Source organism: Pseudomonas canadensis (assembly GCF_000503215.1).
Taxonomy (GTDB): Bacteria; Pseudomonadota; Gammaproteobacteria; order Pseudomonadales; family Pseudomonadaceae; genus Aquipseudomonas; species Aquipseudomonas canadensis.
The window spans coordinates 202,823-217,273 of sequence record NZ_AYTD01000001.1 but is presented as its reverse complement, the minus strand read 5'-3'; the positions used below and the strand labels follow the sequence as shown (position 1 = coordinate 217,273).

13 protein-coding genes and 1 pseudogene are annotated in these 14,451 nt (G+C 59.7%); 7 read left to right on the top strand and 7 right to left on the bottom strand.

Annotation, left to right across the window (positions count from 1 at the left end; translation table 11 throughout):
• Positions 1-63: 63 nt before the first annotated feature.
• The 3 genes and pseudogenes from U367_RS0100950 to U367_RS1000000132875 all read right to left on the bottom strand — a co-directional run.
• Positions 64-1,656, bottom strand: coding sequence for an ArnT family glycosyltransferase (locus U367_RS0100950; protein WP_028615359.1), 1,593 nt, complete (start codon positions 1,654-1,656; stop codon positions 64-66).
• An 86-nt stretch (positions 1,657-1,742) separates the two neighbouring features.
• On the bottom strand, positions 1,743-2,708 hold the full coding sequence (locus U367_RS0100945; RefSeq protein ID WP_028615358.1) for an arsenic resistance protein: 966 nt from the start codon (positions 2,706-2,708) through the stop codon (positions 1,743-1,745).
• 61 nt (positions 2,709-2,769) lie between these two features.
• Positions 2,770-2,850 (bottom strand): annotated as a pseudogene (locus tag U367_RS1000000132875) (antitoxin); the annotation flags it as partial.
• Positions 2,851-2,951: 101 nt separating this feature from the next.
• Here U367_RS1000000132875 and U367_RS0100940 point away from each other — a divergent pair.
• Positions 2,952-3,929 carry an alpha/beta hydrolase family protein gene (locus tag U367_RS0100940; protein ID WP_032864045.1) on the top strand — a complete coding sequence of 326 codons (978 nt, stop codon included), beginning with the start codon at positions 2,952-2,954 and terminating at the stop codon, positions 3,927-3,929.
• A 12-nt stretch (positions 3,930-3,941) separates the two neighbouring features.
• Positions 3,942-4,349 carry a hypothetical protein gene (locus tag U367_RS0100935; RefSeq protein WP_028615356.1) on the top strand — a complete coding sequence of 136 codons (408 nt, stop codon included), beginning with the start codon at positions 3,942-3,944 and terminating at the stop codon, positions 4,347-4,349.
• 77 nt (positions 4,350-4,426) lie between these two features.
• Here U367_RS0100935 and gabP read toward each other — a convergent pair whose 3' ends face one another.
• Positions 4,427-5,818, bottom strand: a complete 1,392-nt coding sequence (gene gabP / locus U367_RS0100930) for a GABA permease (protein ID WP_028615355.1) — start codon at positions 5,816-5,818, stop codon at positions 4,427-4,429.
• Positions 5,819-6,371: 553 nt separating this feature from the next.
• Here gabP and U367_RS0100920 point away from each other — a divergent pair.
• The 5 genes from U367_RS0100920 to U367_RS0100900 all read left to right on the top strand — a co-directional run bounded on the left by U367_RS0100920 (position 6,372) and on the right by U367_RS0100900 (position 10,577).
• Complete coding sequence (locus U367_RS0100920; protein WP_028615354.1) at positions 6,372-7,145, top strand: ABC transporter ATP-binding protein; 774 nt, start codon at positions 6,372-6,374, stop codon at positions 7,143-7,145.
• Between the two features lie 13 nt (positions 7,146-7,158).
• Positions 7,159-7,911 (top strand): ABC transporter substrate-binding protein, encoded by a 753-nt coding sequence (locus U367_RS0100915; protein ID WP_028615353.1) that lies wholly within the window; start codon positions 7,159-7,161, stop codon positions 7,909-7,911.
• 74 nt (positions 7,912-7,985) lie between these two features.
• Entirely contained in the window at positions 7,986-8,681 is a 696-nt protein-coding gene (locus U367_RS0100910; protein WP_016979103.1) for an ABC transporter permease, read from the top strand.
• A gap of 38 nt (positions 8,682-8,719) precedes the next feature.
• Positions 8,720-9,409, top strand: coding sequence for an ABC transporter permease (locus tag U367_RS0100905; protein WP_028615352.1), 690 nt, complete (start codon positions 8,720-8,722; stop codon positions 9,407-9,409).
• Positions 9,390-10,577, top strand: coding sequence for a methyltransferase (locus tag U367_RS0100900; protein WP_028615351.1), 1,188 nt, complete (start codon positions 9,390-9,392; stop codon positions 10,575-10,577). The genes U367_RS0100905 and U367_RS0100900 overlap by 20 nt, the downstream gene beginning before the upstream one ends.
• Positions 10,578-10,818: 241 nt before the next feature.
• Here U367_RS0100900 and bcsQ read toward each other — a convergent pair whose 3' ends face one another.
• From bcsQ to U367_RS0100885, 3 genes are all read right to left on the bottom strand, one after another.
• A complete protein-coding gene (gene bcsQ, locus U367_RS0100895) occupies positions 10,819-11,721 on the bottom strand; it encodes a cellulose biosynthesis protein BcsQ (protein ID WP_028615350.1) in 903 nt (300 codons plus the stop codon).
• Positions 11,722-11,897: 176 nt separating this feature from the next.
• Complete coding sequence (locus tag U367_RS0100890; RefSeq protein WP_028615349.1) at positions 11,898-13,022, bottom strand: alginate O-acetyltransferase AlgX-related protein; 1,125 nt, start codon at positions 13,020-13,022, stop codon at positions 11,898-11,900.
• 12 nt (positions 13,023-13,034) lie between these two features.
• A complete protein-coding gene (locus tag U367_RS0100885; protein ID WP_028615348.1) occupies positions 13,035-14,450 on the bottom strand; it encodes an MBOAT family O-acyltransferase in 1,416 nt (471 codons plus the stop codon).
• Between the last annotated feature and the right edge of the window lies 1 nt (position 14,451).

The window sequence follows — 14,451 nt, the reverse complement described above, 5'->3', positions numbered from 1 at the left end:
AAAACAGCTCAATTGAATGACTGATCGGTCACCCAGCTGGCGAACATACAGCAACTTGCTGAGTCATTTCAGCAAAAACACCATCAGTGGATTGTCGTTCAGCCGCCCCTCAAAGGTCGGCGCCTGACGCTCAAGCGGCGTCCCTTGCAGCAATGCGGTCTCCTTGCGCGACACAATTACCCAGGCGGGCCGAGGCAAGCCCTCCAACCCCTCGAGCTGTTGACCGCCGACAAACAGCGGTTGCTCATCATGGTCCAGGTTCATCATGTAGCGCACCGCCCAGGTGTCTCGCCCCAGATTGATAAACACCAGCGGTCCAGGCGTCTCTGCACGCAGTGCTTCTACCTGACCGACAAACTTGCGGGTATCGAACTGCATATCCTTGGACGGCTCCACCACCGTCACCAACAACAACCATTGCGCCAGCAATGCGATCAGGCTGAGCCACACCAACCGCCCCGCTCGCCGCCAGGCGATCAGCGCCGCCACTTGCAACACCCCTAACACGCCAATCAGCAACGGCAGCGAAACGTCAGGCCAGTAACCATGCTTTTGCCACGCATGTCGACAGACGAAGACTACAACCACGCACAACGCCGGTAGTGCCACGACCAGCCCTTCGTAGCATCGGCGCACGCCCGAGAGCCAACTCGGCGCCTGGAGCAGCCCATAGGCTGCGACAGCCGCAAACATCGGTACCATCGGCAGGATGTAATAGGCGCGCTTGAAGTGCGGCACCGACAGCCCGAGCAAGATCATCAAGCCGCAGGCGCCGAGTCGCACCACCAGTTGCATGTCGCCTTCGAACCGCTCGGACCAGCGATGACGCAGCGCAATCAGGGTGGCCAGCGCCAACGGCACCACCGGGAAGTAGCGGTAGAGGCTCAACTGGAAGTAGAAATAAAACGGTTCTCCAGTTTCATCGAGACGACCGCCCACCTGCATCCTGAACACCTCGTCTGCAAAGGCGCCGCCCCCACTGATGCGCGCCAACTTCATCAGCAACCACCAACAGATTGCCAGCAGCACCAGGCCAACAGTGCCGTGAATCAGCACCTGCTTCACTCGCTCCCCTGGACTGCTCAACGCCCAGTACACACAGACCACACCACAGACTTCGATCAACCCCAGCGGCCCGCGTATCGCAAAGCCCAGGATGAACAACGCAAACACCGCAAGCCGCCTCCAGCGCCCGCCACTGTGCAACAGGTAAAAACTTCCTACACACAACAACGCCACCATCTGATCCAGGCAGACAGAGCGGGATTTTTCGAGCAGCTGGGTGGTAAGCAAGGTCAACAGCACAGTGAGCAGCGCCCACTGACGATTCGACGGGGCCAGCAAGCGGTAGATCAAGGCAACTACGCCAGCCGAAGCCAGAGCGGTGGGCAGCACATTGGCCAGATGATTGGGCGCGCCAAACAGTCGGGCAAACACAAAGCTGAAAAAGGTCGCGGTTCCAGGGTAATCCGCGTAGGGCTGACCATAGGTGGTCGGGAAAAGACTCGCGCCATGGCGAAACATTTCTTGCAGGAACAGCGCCCAGCGTCCGTCAAATCCTTGGGGCTGCTGATCCCAGATCCCCAGGGTGAACAGCAGCAGGGCAAACAGGAAAATGCCCAGGGATTCCAGGCGAAAACGGTTGCGGTGATCCATCAGTTGACCTGTCAGTTAGGGGCGCCGACTTATGGTGCCGAATGCCCTGCTGAATAGCGCCTGAACAGACCTGAACATTCCCGCGTTTACCGACCTGCGGGCCACACCCATTTCGGGATCAACCGAACGTAAATCAGCTCACCAACGAGCTCGACCAGGGTTTGCAGGATCACCGTAGTCGCCGCCAAGCCACGCACATCTTCGGGTAGCGCCAGCGCCAAGGGCAGTACCACCAGCGAATTGCGCGTCGATGCGCTGAACGTCACCGCCCTGGCCGTAACCGCAGGCAGCGCAAATAGCCGCGATGCCAGCGCGCCCATCAACGGCGCCAGCAACAGGAAACCGACGTACACCGGGATCACCGGCAGCAACAGGTTGATATCCCGCACCACCGACGTGATCTGCGAACCGATCACCACAAACAGCACCAATGCCATCGCCGGCACCGGTATCCACGCCCAGCCGCCGTTCCAAGCACTGACGAGTGATGATCGCAGCGCCACTGAAGCCGTGAGAACTGCCAGAACCATGGGCAGCACGATCAACCAGAGGAATGCCTCGATAAACGGCTGCGCCTCAACAACCACTCCGGACTGCGCCCCCAGCATCACGCCCAGGTAGATCGGCAAGAGCGCCAACTGCAGCAACAACAGCACCGGCGTCGCCGCCAGCATCAACCGCGAATCACCCTTGCCGATATGAGTAAACACCACCACGTAGTCGATGCACGGGGTCAGCAATACCAGCAACGCTCCTACCAGCAGTGCCGGGCGTCCTGCGAGGCCTTGGGTCAATGCCCACACCAGTAACGGAATGAGGATGAAGTTGGCGAACAGTAACGCTGACAGGAAGCGCTTGTTGGTCAGGCTTTGACGTAGGTCCAGAAAGGGGATTTGCAGGAACATTGCGTACATCAGTACCGAGATGGCGGGTGTGATCAGTCTGCCGAGGTGGTGGGCGAATGAGGGGGCGAGCAGACCGAAACCGGCAGCCAGCAGCACGATTACGAAGTACAAAGGGACCTGGTTGCGTTCGAGGGTATCGCGGGTCATGAAAACGCCTTGGTAGATCGCAAAGGTGTAAGCCTATGTATCTATTGGCGCAAGGTCGAGTGGAGCGGAACCAACGGTCATAGCTGGCAGCCTGCTCTTCAGTTTCAAACTCTGAAACAATGGGAGATGGCGGGATGCTCATAGAGACCTCCTTAATGGATGCCTGCCAGACGCGGTGCAACTGCTGGCAAACTGGTGAACTGTTACTAAAAAAATAAGAAACCTATTAAGGCCGAGAACCCAATGAATTTGAACGACGCCTCTTTGCGATTGCCCTCGGCCTCACCTGCGCGCGAACACCGCGAATCCTTCAAGGAGGCCGCCGCCGACGGTCACCTCATCAGCGGCTTCACCTGGCGACACATCAGAACCGATCCAACGCGGCCCGTGGTGATCATCAACGCCGCCACCTCCGTCCGCTGCCGCCACTACGCCCGCTTTGCCGACTACCTGTTCGCCAACGGCGTTGACGTCATCACCTACGACTACCGTGGCATCGGCGAATCCCGCAGTGGCTCGTTGCGTGGCTTCAAGGCCTCATGGTCGGATTGGGGCGCGCTGGATTTCGAGGCAATGCTGAAGCGCGCGCAACGGGAGTTTCCGGGGCAGCCGATTGATGTCGTCGGCCATAGCTTCGGTGGCTGCGCGGCAGGGCTCGGGGCGTCGGGCGCGGTCATTCGGCGGATCGTGACCGTAGGCGCGCAGTTTGCGTACTGGCGCGACTACGCAGCGAGTGTGCGCTGGCGGATGTTTGCCAAGTGGCATGTGGCAATGCCGTTGCTGACGGCACTGTACGGGTACTTCCCCGGCAAGCGCCTGGGCTGGCTGGAAGACACACCTGCGGGCGTGGTGAGGGACTGGAGTACACCGACGCCCAGCTACGAAACACGTCCCAGCGGGCGGGCCTTGGGCGAGCTGCCATTCAGTCGTGTAAAAGCGCAGATACTGGCCATCAGCATCACTGACGACCCGTTCGGGACCGTGGCCGCCATCGAGCGATTATTGGGTTACTTCGACGGCAGTGAGCTCACTCATCTGCGGATCGCGCCTGAGGACATTGGTGAAAAGACAGTCGGCCATTTCGCATTTTTTCGCAGCGAGTATCAGGATCGGCTGTGGCCGATTGCATTGGCGTGGCTTCAAAACGGCCAATTGGCTGCAGATACCCTTGGGATTTCCCTCAACCTGCGCTTCAATACCCCATCCCGATCCGAAACCTAGGACGCTGAGCCCATGGCCTCGCCGAACAAGCAGCAAAAACGTGCCCACCGGGCAAAGGCCAAGGCCAAGCAGAACCGTACCCAGCGCGCCGTAGCGACCAAACCGGATGCGTTTGCCGGCGACGACAGCCGCATTGACCTTGAGTCAGTGGATTTGACCGAGCTGTTCGTAGAGATGCGCACCGCGGGCGAGACCAGCCAACAAGCCCTGTGCGCCGTATTCTTGGCCCACCCGTTGCTGGCACTGGTGCTGGAACAGGAAGGCGAAGAAGAAGCCACCGACTTTATCCTTGCAGCGCTGATCGAGTATCGGCAGTGGGCTACAGATACCGATGATGAAGCCGCAGCACTGGCGTGGATCGAGTCTCCGCAATTCCAGGCGGATTACGTGGCGGCCTCAAAAGAATTGTCACAACCTTGAACCTGTAGGAGCCGGCTTGCCGGCGATGGGGCCTGTGAGGACGCCATCGCCGGCAAGCCGGCTCCTACAGTCATCGTTTAGTTCAGTACTGCAGCGCCTACTCTCTGCGCCTTGCGACGGCTCGCCACAATCAGTCCCGCCACCACCACCAACAAGCTCAGGACACCGGTCGCAATAATCTCGATCCGATGCGCTTCCTGAAACAGCATGATGGTCAGCGTGCCCACGATGAACACCATCACCGCGTAGGTCAGGCCTGGGAACAGCCACATCTTGAAGACAATCTTCTCGCCCGCCGCCGTGCGTTTCTGACGCATGCGCAGTTGCGACACAGCGATGACCAGGTACACCAGCAGCGCAATAGCGCCGGAGCTGGCCAGCAGGAACTCGAACACTGCCGCAGGGGCCACGTAGTTGGCGAATACCGCCAGGAACGCCGCGCCAGTAGACAACAACACCGCCCAGTAAGGCGTGCCGCTCTTGTTGGTGCGCTTGGCCACCGCCGGTGCATCACCGCGACGACCCAGGGAGAACAGCATGCGCGAGGCGGTGTACAGCGCCGAGTTCAAGCAGCTGGTCACGGCAACCAGTACCACCAGGTCGACGATCAGCTTGGCATTCGGGATACCCATGCGCTCCAGCACAGTCTGGTAGGAACCTACGGCCGCCAGGGTCGGATCGTTCCATGGCACCAGGGACACGACGATGAAGATCGACAACAGGTAGAACAAACCAATGCGCCAGATCACCGAGTTGGTGGCCTTGGTAATCTGCTGGCCTGGGTTCTTCGATTCAGCGGCGGCGATGGTGACAATCTCGGTGCCCATGAAGGAGAACATGGTGGTCAGGATCGCAGCCAGTACGGCGCCCATGCCGTTTGGCATAAAGCCCTGGGTATCGAACAGATGGGAAACACCGCTGACCTGGCTGGTCGGCAGGAAACCGAAAATCGCGGCCAGGCCAAGGATCACAAAGCCTACGATCGCCACGACCTTGATCAACGCGAACCAGAACTCGAACTCGCCGTAGTTCTTCACGCTGAACAGGTTGGTCGCCGTCAGCAACAGGGTGATGATCAGGGTAAAGGCCCAAATGGCTACATCCGGGAACCAGGCATGCAGGATGGTCGCAGCCGCGTTGGCTTCCAGCGGAATCACCAACACCCAGAACCACCAGTACAACCAGCCGATGGTGAAACCGGCCCAATGGCCAATTGCCCGGTCGGCGTAGGTGGAGAACGAACCGGTATCCGGCGACGCCACGGCCATTTCGGCCAGCATGCGCATCACCAACACCACCAGCGTGCCCGCAGCGGCGTAAGCCAGCAGTACGGCCGGGCCGGCGGCAGCAATCGCGTGGCCGGAGCCGACAAACAAACCGGCACCGATGACGCCAGCAATCGACAGCATGGTGACGTGACGCGGTTTGAGCCCCTGTTCGAGGTCATTGGAGCTTTGCGTACTACTCATTGACACACCTTTGCGAGGAATTGCGAAAACGGTCCACCCGGCCCGGGATCTTTCTCGTGAAAAGAAACCAACAGGGCGTTCTTTATTTTTTACGCAAGATTTGCGCCAAAATGTTACAGAGCCGCGATTGACGCGGGCTGTAGGACGTTTCAACATCACTTGCAAGTCATTGAGAACAATGGCATTCCGCTATAGCGTTACCGTGCGACCCACATTGAAGACGAATAAACGCACCATAAACACACACAAAAAGTACGTGACGCCCACAAAAGGGCTGATATGCACCGTTTGCCCGGTTAACCCTTCCAACACCCGGCCAAAGCTGGCACCATCGCGCCCTTTTTTACGCGAAGCCTGCGGTTTTTCGGGTTCAAACGGATGTTCGGTTGTTGATGGCGCGACACGCTGCTGTGCCGATGCGACACCTTGCCGCACACCACCTGTTTACCGCCGGCCATGCTGTTGGCTGCCATCAAGACGCTATGCTAGCTTGGCGCCTCGCCAGGAAGGCGGCCCAACAGCAGGATTGCAACGAACACAATGAGGACCCCACATGGCCGAGGCCACGCCCGCGCTTGAAATCCGCAACTTGCATAAACGCTATGGTGAGCTGGAGGTACTCAAAGGTATCTCGCTGACCGCTCGCGACGGCGACGTGATCTCGATCCTGGGTTCCTCCGGTTCCGGCAAGTCCACCTTCCTGCGCTGCATCAACCTGCTGGAAAACCCGCATCAGGGCCAGATCCTGGTCGCCGGCGAAGAGCTCAAGCTCAAGGCCGCGAAAAACGGCGAGCTGATGGCCGCCGACGGTAAGCAGATCAATCGCCTGCGCAGCGAAATCGGTTTTGTGTTTCAAAACTTTAACCTGTGGCCGCACATGAGCATCCTCGACAACATCATCGAGGCCCCTCGCCGTGTGCTTGGCCAAAGCAAACGCGACGCCATCGAAACGGCCGAAGCCCTGCTGGCCAAGGTCGGCATTGCTGACAAACGTCACGCCTACCCTGCGCAACTGTCCGGCGGCCAGCAGCAACGGGCGGCCATTGCGCGCACCCTGGCGATGCAGCCTAAAGTCATCCTGTTTGACGAACCCACTTCGGCGCTTGACCCGGAAATGGTTCAGGAAGTACTTAATGTGATCCGCGCGCTGGCCGAAGAAGGCCGCACCATGCTGCTGGTCACCCATGAAATGGGCTTCGCCCGTCAGGTGTCCAGTGAGGTGGTGTTCCTGCACCAGGGCCTGGTCGAAGAGCAAGGATCGCCACAGCAGGTGTTTGAAAACCCGCTTTCGGCGCGCTGCAAACAATTCATGTCCAGCAACCGCTAACGGAGCAACATGCATGCAGAACTATAAAAAATTCCTTCTGGCCGCGGCCGTCTCGATGGCGTTCAGCGCCACGGCCATGGCAGAAACCTTGAAAATGGGGATCGAAGCGGCTTACCCGCCGTTCAACAATAAAGACGCCAGCGGCAACGTCGTCGGCTTCGACAAAGACATCGGCGACGCCCTGTGCGCCAAGATGAAAGTCGAGAAGTGCGAAGTGTATGTGTCCGACTGGGACGGCATCATCCCGGCTCTGAACGCCAAGAAGTTCGACTTCCTGGTGTCCTCGCTGTCGATCACCGATGAGCGCAAGCAGGCCGTCGACTTCACCGACCCGTACTATTCCAACAAGCTGCAGTTCATCGCGCCTAAGGCCACCGCCGACTTCAAGACCGACGCTGCCTACCTCAAGGGCAAGACCATCGGTGCGCAGCGCGCGACCCTGGCTGGCACTTATCTGGAAGACGAACTGCCAGACACCACCGCCAAGCTGTACGACACCCAGGAAAACGCCTACCTCGACCTGACCTCCGGTCGCCTGGACGGTATCCTCGCCGACAAGTACGTGCAGTACGAATGGCTCAAGAGCAAAGACGGTTCGGCCTATGAATTCAAAGGCGACCCGGTGGTAGAAAGCGACAAGATCGGTATCGCCGTACGCAAGGGCGACCCACTGCGCGAGCGCCTGAACAAAGCCCTGGCAGAGATCAAGGCAGACGGCACCTACAAGAAGATCAACGACAAGTACTTCCCTTTCAGCATCGAATGATCTGAACGGTATGCCCGGCGCGCTCACTTGAGCGCGTCGGCTTTTTGCACTGCCTGCCGCGATATGAAAACACCATGAATTTCGATCTCTACGGATTCGGCCCGGCGCTTGCCGCTGGCGCGCTGATGACCGTCAAACTGGCGCTCACGGCCCTGTGCCTGGGGCTGGTGCTCGGCCTGGCCGGGGCCCTGGCCAAGACTTCGCCGTACAAGCCGCTGCAATGGGTGGGCGGTGCTTACTCGACTATCGTTCGTGGCATTCCCGAATTGCTGTGGGTGCTGCTGATTTATTTCGGCACGGTCAACCTGATGCGTGCCCTCGGTGAGTTCTTCGGCAACCCCGACCTTTCCCTCAGCGCCTTTGCCGCCGGGGTTATCGCCCTGGGCCTGTGCTTTGGCGCGTACGCTACGGAAGTGTTCCGTGGCGCGATCCTCGCCATTCCCAAGGGCCACCGCGAAGCCGGCGTGGCATTGGGCCTGTCGAAATTCAGGATCTTCACCCGGTTGATCATGCCGCAGATGTGGCGCATCGCCCTGCCGGGCCTGGGCAACCTGTTCATGATCCTGATGAAAGACACCGCGCTGGTATCGGTGATAGGCCTGGAAGAAATCATGCGCCATGCGCAGATCGGCGTGACCGTCACCAAGCAACCCTTCACCTTCTTTATGGTTGCCGCCTTCATGTACCTGGGCCTGACCGTGCTGGCCATGACCGGCATGCACTTCCTGGAAAAACGCGCCGCCCGCGGCTTTGCAAGGAGCACCCAATGAGCGGCGACTACAGCTGGCTGGCGCATTTCGACCTGGGCCTGAACTGGGCCGTGATCATCAAGTGGCTGCCAAGATTGGCCCAGGGCGCGACCCTGACCCTGGAGCTGGTAGCCATTGCCGTCATCGCCGGTCTGCTGCTGGCAATCCCACTGGGTATCGCCCGCTCATCGCGCCGCTGGTATGTCAGCGCCCTGCCCTATGCCTACATTTTCTTCTTCCGTGGCACGCCCTTGCTGGTGCAGTTGTTCCTCGTCTACTACGGCCTGGCGCAGTTCGACTCCGTGCGTGAGAGCTTCCTGTGGCCGTACCTGCGCGATCCGTTCTGGTGCGCCACCGCCACCATGACCCTGCACACTGCGGCCTATATTGCCGAGATCCTGCGCGGCGCGATCCAGGCCATTCCGCCGGGTGAGATTGAAGCGGCACGTGCGTTGGGCATGTCCAAGCCGAAGACACTCTTCTACATCATCCTGCCACGCGCCTCGCGCATCGGCCTGCCGGCGTACAGCAACGAAGTGATCCTGATGCTCAAGGCCAGCGCCCTGGCCAGTACCGTCACCTTGCTGGAATTGACCGGCATGGCGCGGACCATCATCGCCCGCACCTATTTGCCGGTAGAAATATTCTTCGCCGCCGGGCTGTTTTACCTGCTGATGGCCTACATTCTGGTGCGCGGCTTCAAACTGCTGGAACGCTGGCTACGCGTCGATGCCTGCCAAGGACGTTGAGGCACGCTTCCAGGCGCTGGATGCGTTCCTGATTGAGCATCAAGGGCTGTGGAAACCACGGCCCTTTACTCACCTGCACTTACCTTGGGAAACCGAGCACCCGGAACTCACCCAGTGGCTGCGCCAACGCTCGTTGGACGATGCGGAAGCCAGTCACAACCACCCCTTTGACCTGCCGGCGCCGGCACCTTTTCCACAACTTGCCGTGCAAGCCAGACAGCTCAGTGCTGTGGATAAGTTACCGACGCAGCCCCTGCCCCCGGCTCACCATCGCCTGAACGTCGATGTGCCGGGCCGCAAGTGGGAACAGATCGAAGCCTTCGGCGCGGCGCTGCAGTTTGCACAAACGCCCAAGCATTGGCTGGATTGGTGTGCGGGTAAGGGTCACCTCGGACGCCGCCTGTTACAAGCCGGTCAAGCACTGACCTGCCTGGAATACGACCCGGCGCTGAACGCCGCAGGCCAAGCCTTGAGCGACCATCACCGCCTGCCGGTCACCCATCGCCTGCAAGACGTGATGGTCGACGTGGCAATCAGCTCAGCACACACGCCCGTCGCCCTGCATGCCTGTGGCGACTTGCATGTGCGGCTGATGCAACTGGCGAGCACGGCCGGCTGCAAACAGCTTGCATTGGCGCCCTGCTGCTACAACCGCATCAACGCCAATTCCTACCAACCACTGTCCAACGCCGGCCGCGCATCACGGCTGCAGTTATCGATCGATGACCTCGGCCTGCCGCTAAGCGAAACCGTCACCGCAGGCAAACGGGTGCGTCTGCAACGGGACACGTCCATGGCGCGGCGCCTGGGTTTCGATCAACTGCAACGTGAACTTCGTGGCGTCGACGAGTACCTGCCTACACCCTCCCTGCCCGCCAGCTGGCTGGACAAACCCTTTGCCGACTATTGCCAGGAACTGGCCAGCTTCAAAGGGTTATCCACAGGCGAACAGGACTGGACGGGCCTGGAGGCGTACGGCTGGCGCCGTCTGGCCGAGGTCAGAAATCTGGAATTGGTACGCGGTCTATTCAGGCGCCCGCTGGAAGTGTGGCTGGTGCTGGATCGGGCATTATTTCTCGAAGAAAACGGCTACAAGGTCCAGATAGGCACTTTCTGCGAACCCGTACTGACACCGCGCAACTTGATGGTGCTTGCCGAGCGCGAATAAAGGGCAAATTTGTTGCAGCACAGCCTGTGGATAACTCTGTTGATGAAATCTTTACGGAGCCTGTAGCCATCTGCGCTGCAGGTCACAAACCGAGCTGGTCATTTTTTGTTCACAAAATAAAACGCACGCAAAACAGGCAGTTGCGGCGTGATGAGAACAGCTCCACAAAATGGCTGTTTAGTGACAGCTGTATCCAACCGATTGTGCATAAGCATCTGGCGTTCAGCGTATAACCAACGCTTCAGTCGCTTGTTTTTGGCGCCTTCAGCAACCGGCAAAGATCGTTGATATCGTCAGCTGCCAGCCCCTTCTCCACGCTATCCAATGGGTCGACACCAAACGCCAGTGCTTCGTTGATCGCTATGTCGCGGTGCACTTGCAGCGCCGCTTTCCCCAGCCTTTGCGTGAAGGCCTCGACCATGTCCAGGCTGAAGGCATTCCTTTCATCCACTTGGTTGATGACCACTTGCACGCGAGGCGGGTGCTGCCCCTCAAGATGCGGGGCAAGCAGTACATCCAGATGGTCAAGGGTGCCCAGGCATGCAGCATCTGCCTGCACGATGACCAGCACCACATCGGCAACGCTCAGCGCTTGATGGAAGTAGACATTGTTACCGGCGGGGGTATCGATGATCACCGTATGCCGCGCACTCAAGTCCAGGGACGCGAGGTGTTGAGCCAGCCAGCACGGCTCGTGCTTGAGCCAGCGCTCCAGGTTTTCCTGCTGTGGGGTATCGATTTCGCCAAAGGGGATCACCTGGCAGCCAGCGAAGCTGAGCTGTTGAAGCGGGCTCCATGGCCCATGTTCCAGGCTGGTGCGCCCGATGCCCGGCAACGCCGGACTCACGCCGAAGTGGAGATGCAAGGCGTTCTGCGGGTCCAGGTCCAAAGCCACGACGGACTCACCCTGACGTTGCAGACCACTGCTCAAGGCGGTGGCCAGGGTGCTACGGCCGACGCCGCCATTGATCGACACCAGCGCCACCACTTTTGGCTTGAGGGGCACGGTGTCTGCGTCCTGGTTGACGGCAACATCATCCGCGCGGGGAATACTGCCGAAGAAATGCAAACGCGACTCCATGCCGCGCTCATCCTGGCAGATGTCCTTGCCGAGCAAGGCTAAAAGACCATCAGTAATGCCCATAACAAACCCCTCATCACGGCGAAGCTCAAAGACGTGAAAAGGTCAGCTGATACGACTGCTTACCGCAGGTCTTTTTGTGGTCGCCCTAGTGCAAGCAGTCTGCTTCAGGAGCGTAAAAGTGTCATTATTTTGATGAGATAGTTGCCTATTTTTTAGACAAACGGCAAATAGTCAAATTACTGACCAATACTGATCACATCGTAGGGCGTTTGCAGATCCCGCTCCGGAATCTCCCAAATCAACAACTTAGGCGGCGTTTGCTTGAACGCCGGGCTTTCAAGATAGGCCTTGGCCGCGCCGGAGAATTCGCCACCGTCTTTGCTGAAATTGCCGACCGGCGCATTCAGGGCCTTCTGCAGGAAGCCAACAAAGTTGGAATTACGCGAAAACGAGGTGCCGATCAGTGCCACATTGGGCAAGCCCGCGTCGCCAAACAGGTCATCGGCATTGCTGGTCGCGCCACCGGTTTCATGGGCGGTGCTGGCGGCAACTGATTCGCCGGCTGGCTGCAACTTGGGCGGCAACCAATCGAGACCTGCCAGGCGTACCAAATCACCGGGGCGCACGGCGAGCGGTGCCTGGGTAATGCCGAAGGTTTGTTCCGGCGTGGCCTTGATGCCGCGTTGCTGGATACGTTGCGCCAGAGCCTGGGCACCGGCGTTGGAGCCGATTTCGCTCCAGTGAGTATCCGTGCGCAGGTAAGCCTCGGCGCCCAGCGGCTTGAGCGTATCGGTCAGGTCCAGCGCGGAAACGCCGGAAGCCTGCAACAACTGGGTCCAGTCCTGGATCCGGCTATCGAGCACCGCCGGGCGGTACAGGCCGCAGCGTTGGGCGGCGGCAATGCGGCTCTTGTCCGGCACCACCACCACTTGCAGATCAATACCTTTTTGACTCAGTTGTTTTTGCAGGTCGATCACCGCCTGGGCCTTGGTCTGAGCATTGGCTTCGGCGTGACGGTTGATGCGCAGCTCATCGCTGATAAACAGCCAGCCAGGACACCCCGGACGCACGCGCGGCCCGGTATCGCCAAACGCCAGCCAGCTGCCACCACGCTCCAGGTTCGCGGCCTGGATCGCCATCGGTGCCTTGGCCAGCTCCTTGGCAAAACGGTGGGTCAGGTCGCCGTGCAGCAGCATGTCGCTGTCGACCTTGGCCGGCATATAACTGATCGGCCCCTTCACCATCAGCCAGGCGCAGGAGATCAGTCCCGCCGCCAAAAAGGGCACCAACACCCAGGCCGCCAGGGGGCTGGTGCGAACGGCCAGGTCGCTCGGTGGAGTCGGCGCGGTAGGAGCAGGCATGGTCGGGCGTCCTTAGAACTGAAAGTACAGAAACGGTACGGCGTCGCGGCTGGCAATCAGCGCAAACGACAACACAAACCCCGCCACCGGCCACAGCGAAGCCGCCACCACAAACCAGGGCTGTGTGCCGAAACGCTGTTCGCAACGCACCTGCCAGATCGGCGCAATGATGCACACCAGGCCCAACAATGCCGCCATGCCATGGGCCGGGCGCATGGCCACGGCCATCGCGTCACCCAGGCCCATGCCGTGCATCCCGAACTGGCCCGCGTACATGGTCAGGGCCGAGTGGAAGTCCGGCGCACGGAACAAGGTCCAGGCCAGGCACACAAACAGCAATGTGAGGATGTGTGACAACACCGGCGGAATGCTCGGCAGGCTCGAACGCGACCACGCACGGTCGACGCACAACGCCACGCCATGGGCCGAACCCCACAACAGGTAGTTCCAGCTATCGCCGCCGTGCCACAACCCGGCAATCGCCATGGTAAGAAACAGGTTGCGATAAGTGCGCCATACGCCGTCGCGGTTACCGCCCAAGGCGATGTACAGGTAGTCGCGCAACCAGCTGGACAACGACAGGTGCCAACGCCGCCAGAAGTCCTGGATGCTGCTGGCCAGGTACGGCCGGTTGAAGTTTTCCGGGAAGTGGAAGCCCAGCATCAGGCCCAGGCCGATGGCCATGGCGCTGTAACCGGCGAAGTCGAAAAACAGTTGCAGCGAGTACGCCAGGCAACCGATCCAGGCGTCCACCAGGCTTGGGCTCTCCAGGTGAAAGGCAATGTCCACCAGCGGCGACAAGGTGTCAGCCACCAACACTTTCATGCCCATGCCGATCATGAAGCGTCGCGCGCCGAGGGAGAAATTCGCCCAGTTGAAATAGCGCTGGTTCAGCTCACGACGAACCCAGTCATAACGGATGATCGGACCGGCAATCGAGTGCCCGAACATCGAGATATAGGTGGCGTAGTTAATGAAGCTGCGCTCCACCGGCACCGTATGCCGGTGCACATCCACCAGGTAGGAAATCGCCTGCAGCACGATGAACGACAGTCCGGCCGGTAAAGCCACACGCTGCCAATCAAGCGGCATATAGCCGTACCAGGTGATCACCTCACTCACCGTGCCGGCGACGATGTTGGCGTATTTGTACCAACACAGCACCGCCGTGTTGAACACGATCAACGCGATCAACAGGCGCACCCGGCCCTTGCCATCCTCACGGGAGCGGTCCACCAGCAAGCCGCCGACCCACGCCACCACGGTCAACACCATGTGCAGGAACAGGAACAACGGGCTCAACCAGCCGTAGAACAACCAGCTGCCGATCAACAGGATGACATTGCGCCAGCTCGGACGAGCCAGGGCATAGATCAACAGGAAGGCCGGCAGGAACAGCGTGAGGAATTCGAGTGAGGCAAAGACCATG

Bases quoted from the DNA above. Each gene is read 5' to 3' on its own strand.
- U367_RS0100890 (WP_028615349.1), bottom strand. From the start codon at position 13,022: ATGCCTGCTCCTACCGCGCCGACTCCACCGAGCGACCTGGCCGTTCGC.
- bcsQ (WP_028615350.1), bottom strand. From the start codon at position 11,721: ATGGGCATTACTGATGGTCTTTTAGCCTTGCTCGGCAAGGACATCTGC.
- U367_RS0100900 (WP_028615351.1), top strand. From the start codon at position 9,390: ATGCCTGCCAAGGACGTTGAGGCACGCTTCCAGGCGCTGGATGCGTTC.
- U367_RS0100935 (WP_028615356.1), top strand. From the start codon at position 3,942: ATGGCCTCGCCGAACAAGCAGCAAAAACGTGCCCACCGGGCAAAGGCC.
- U367_RS0100910 (WP_016979103.1), top strand. From the start codon at position 7,986: ATGAATTTCGATCTCTACGGATTCGGCCCGGCGCTTGCCGCTGGCGCG.
- U367_RS0100950 (WP_028615359.1), bottom strand. From the start codon at position 1,656: ATGGATCACCGCAACCGTTTTCGCCTGGAATCCCTGGGCATTTTCCTG.
- U367_RS0100945 (WP_028615358.1), bottom strand. From the start codon at position 2,708: ATGACCCGCGATACCCTCGAACGCAACCAGGTCCCTTTGTACTTCGTA.
- U367_RS0100885 (WP_028615348.1), bottom strand. From the start codon at position 14,450: ATGGTCTTTGCCTCACTCGAATTCCTCACGCTGTTCCTGCCGGCCTTC.
- U367_RS0100940 (WP_032864045.1), top strand. From the start codon at position 2,952: ATGAATTTGAACGACGCCTCTTTGCGATTGCCCTCGGCCTCACCTGCG.
- gabP (WP_028615355.1), bottom strand. From the start codon at position 5,818: ATGAGTAGTACGCAAAGCTCCAATGACCTCGAACAGGGGCTCAAACCG.
- U367_RS0100915 (WP_028615353.1), top strand. From the start codon at position 7,159: ATGCAGAACTATAAAAAATTCCTTCTGGCCGCGGCCGTCTCGATGGCG.
- U367_RS0100920 (WP_028615354.1), top strand. From the start codon at position 6,372: ATGGCCGAGGCCACGCCCGCGCTTGAAATCCGCAACTTGCATAAACGC.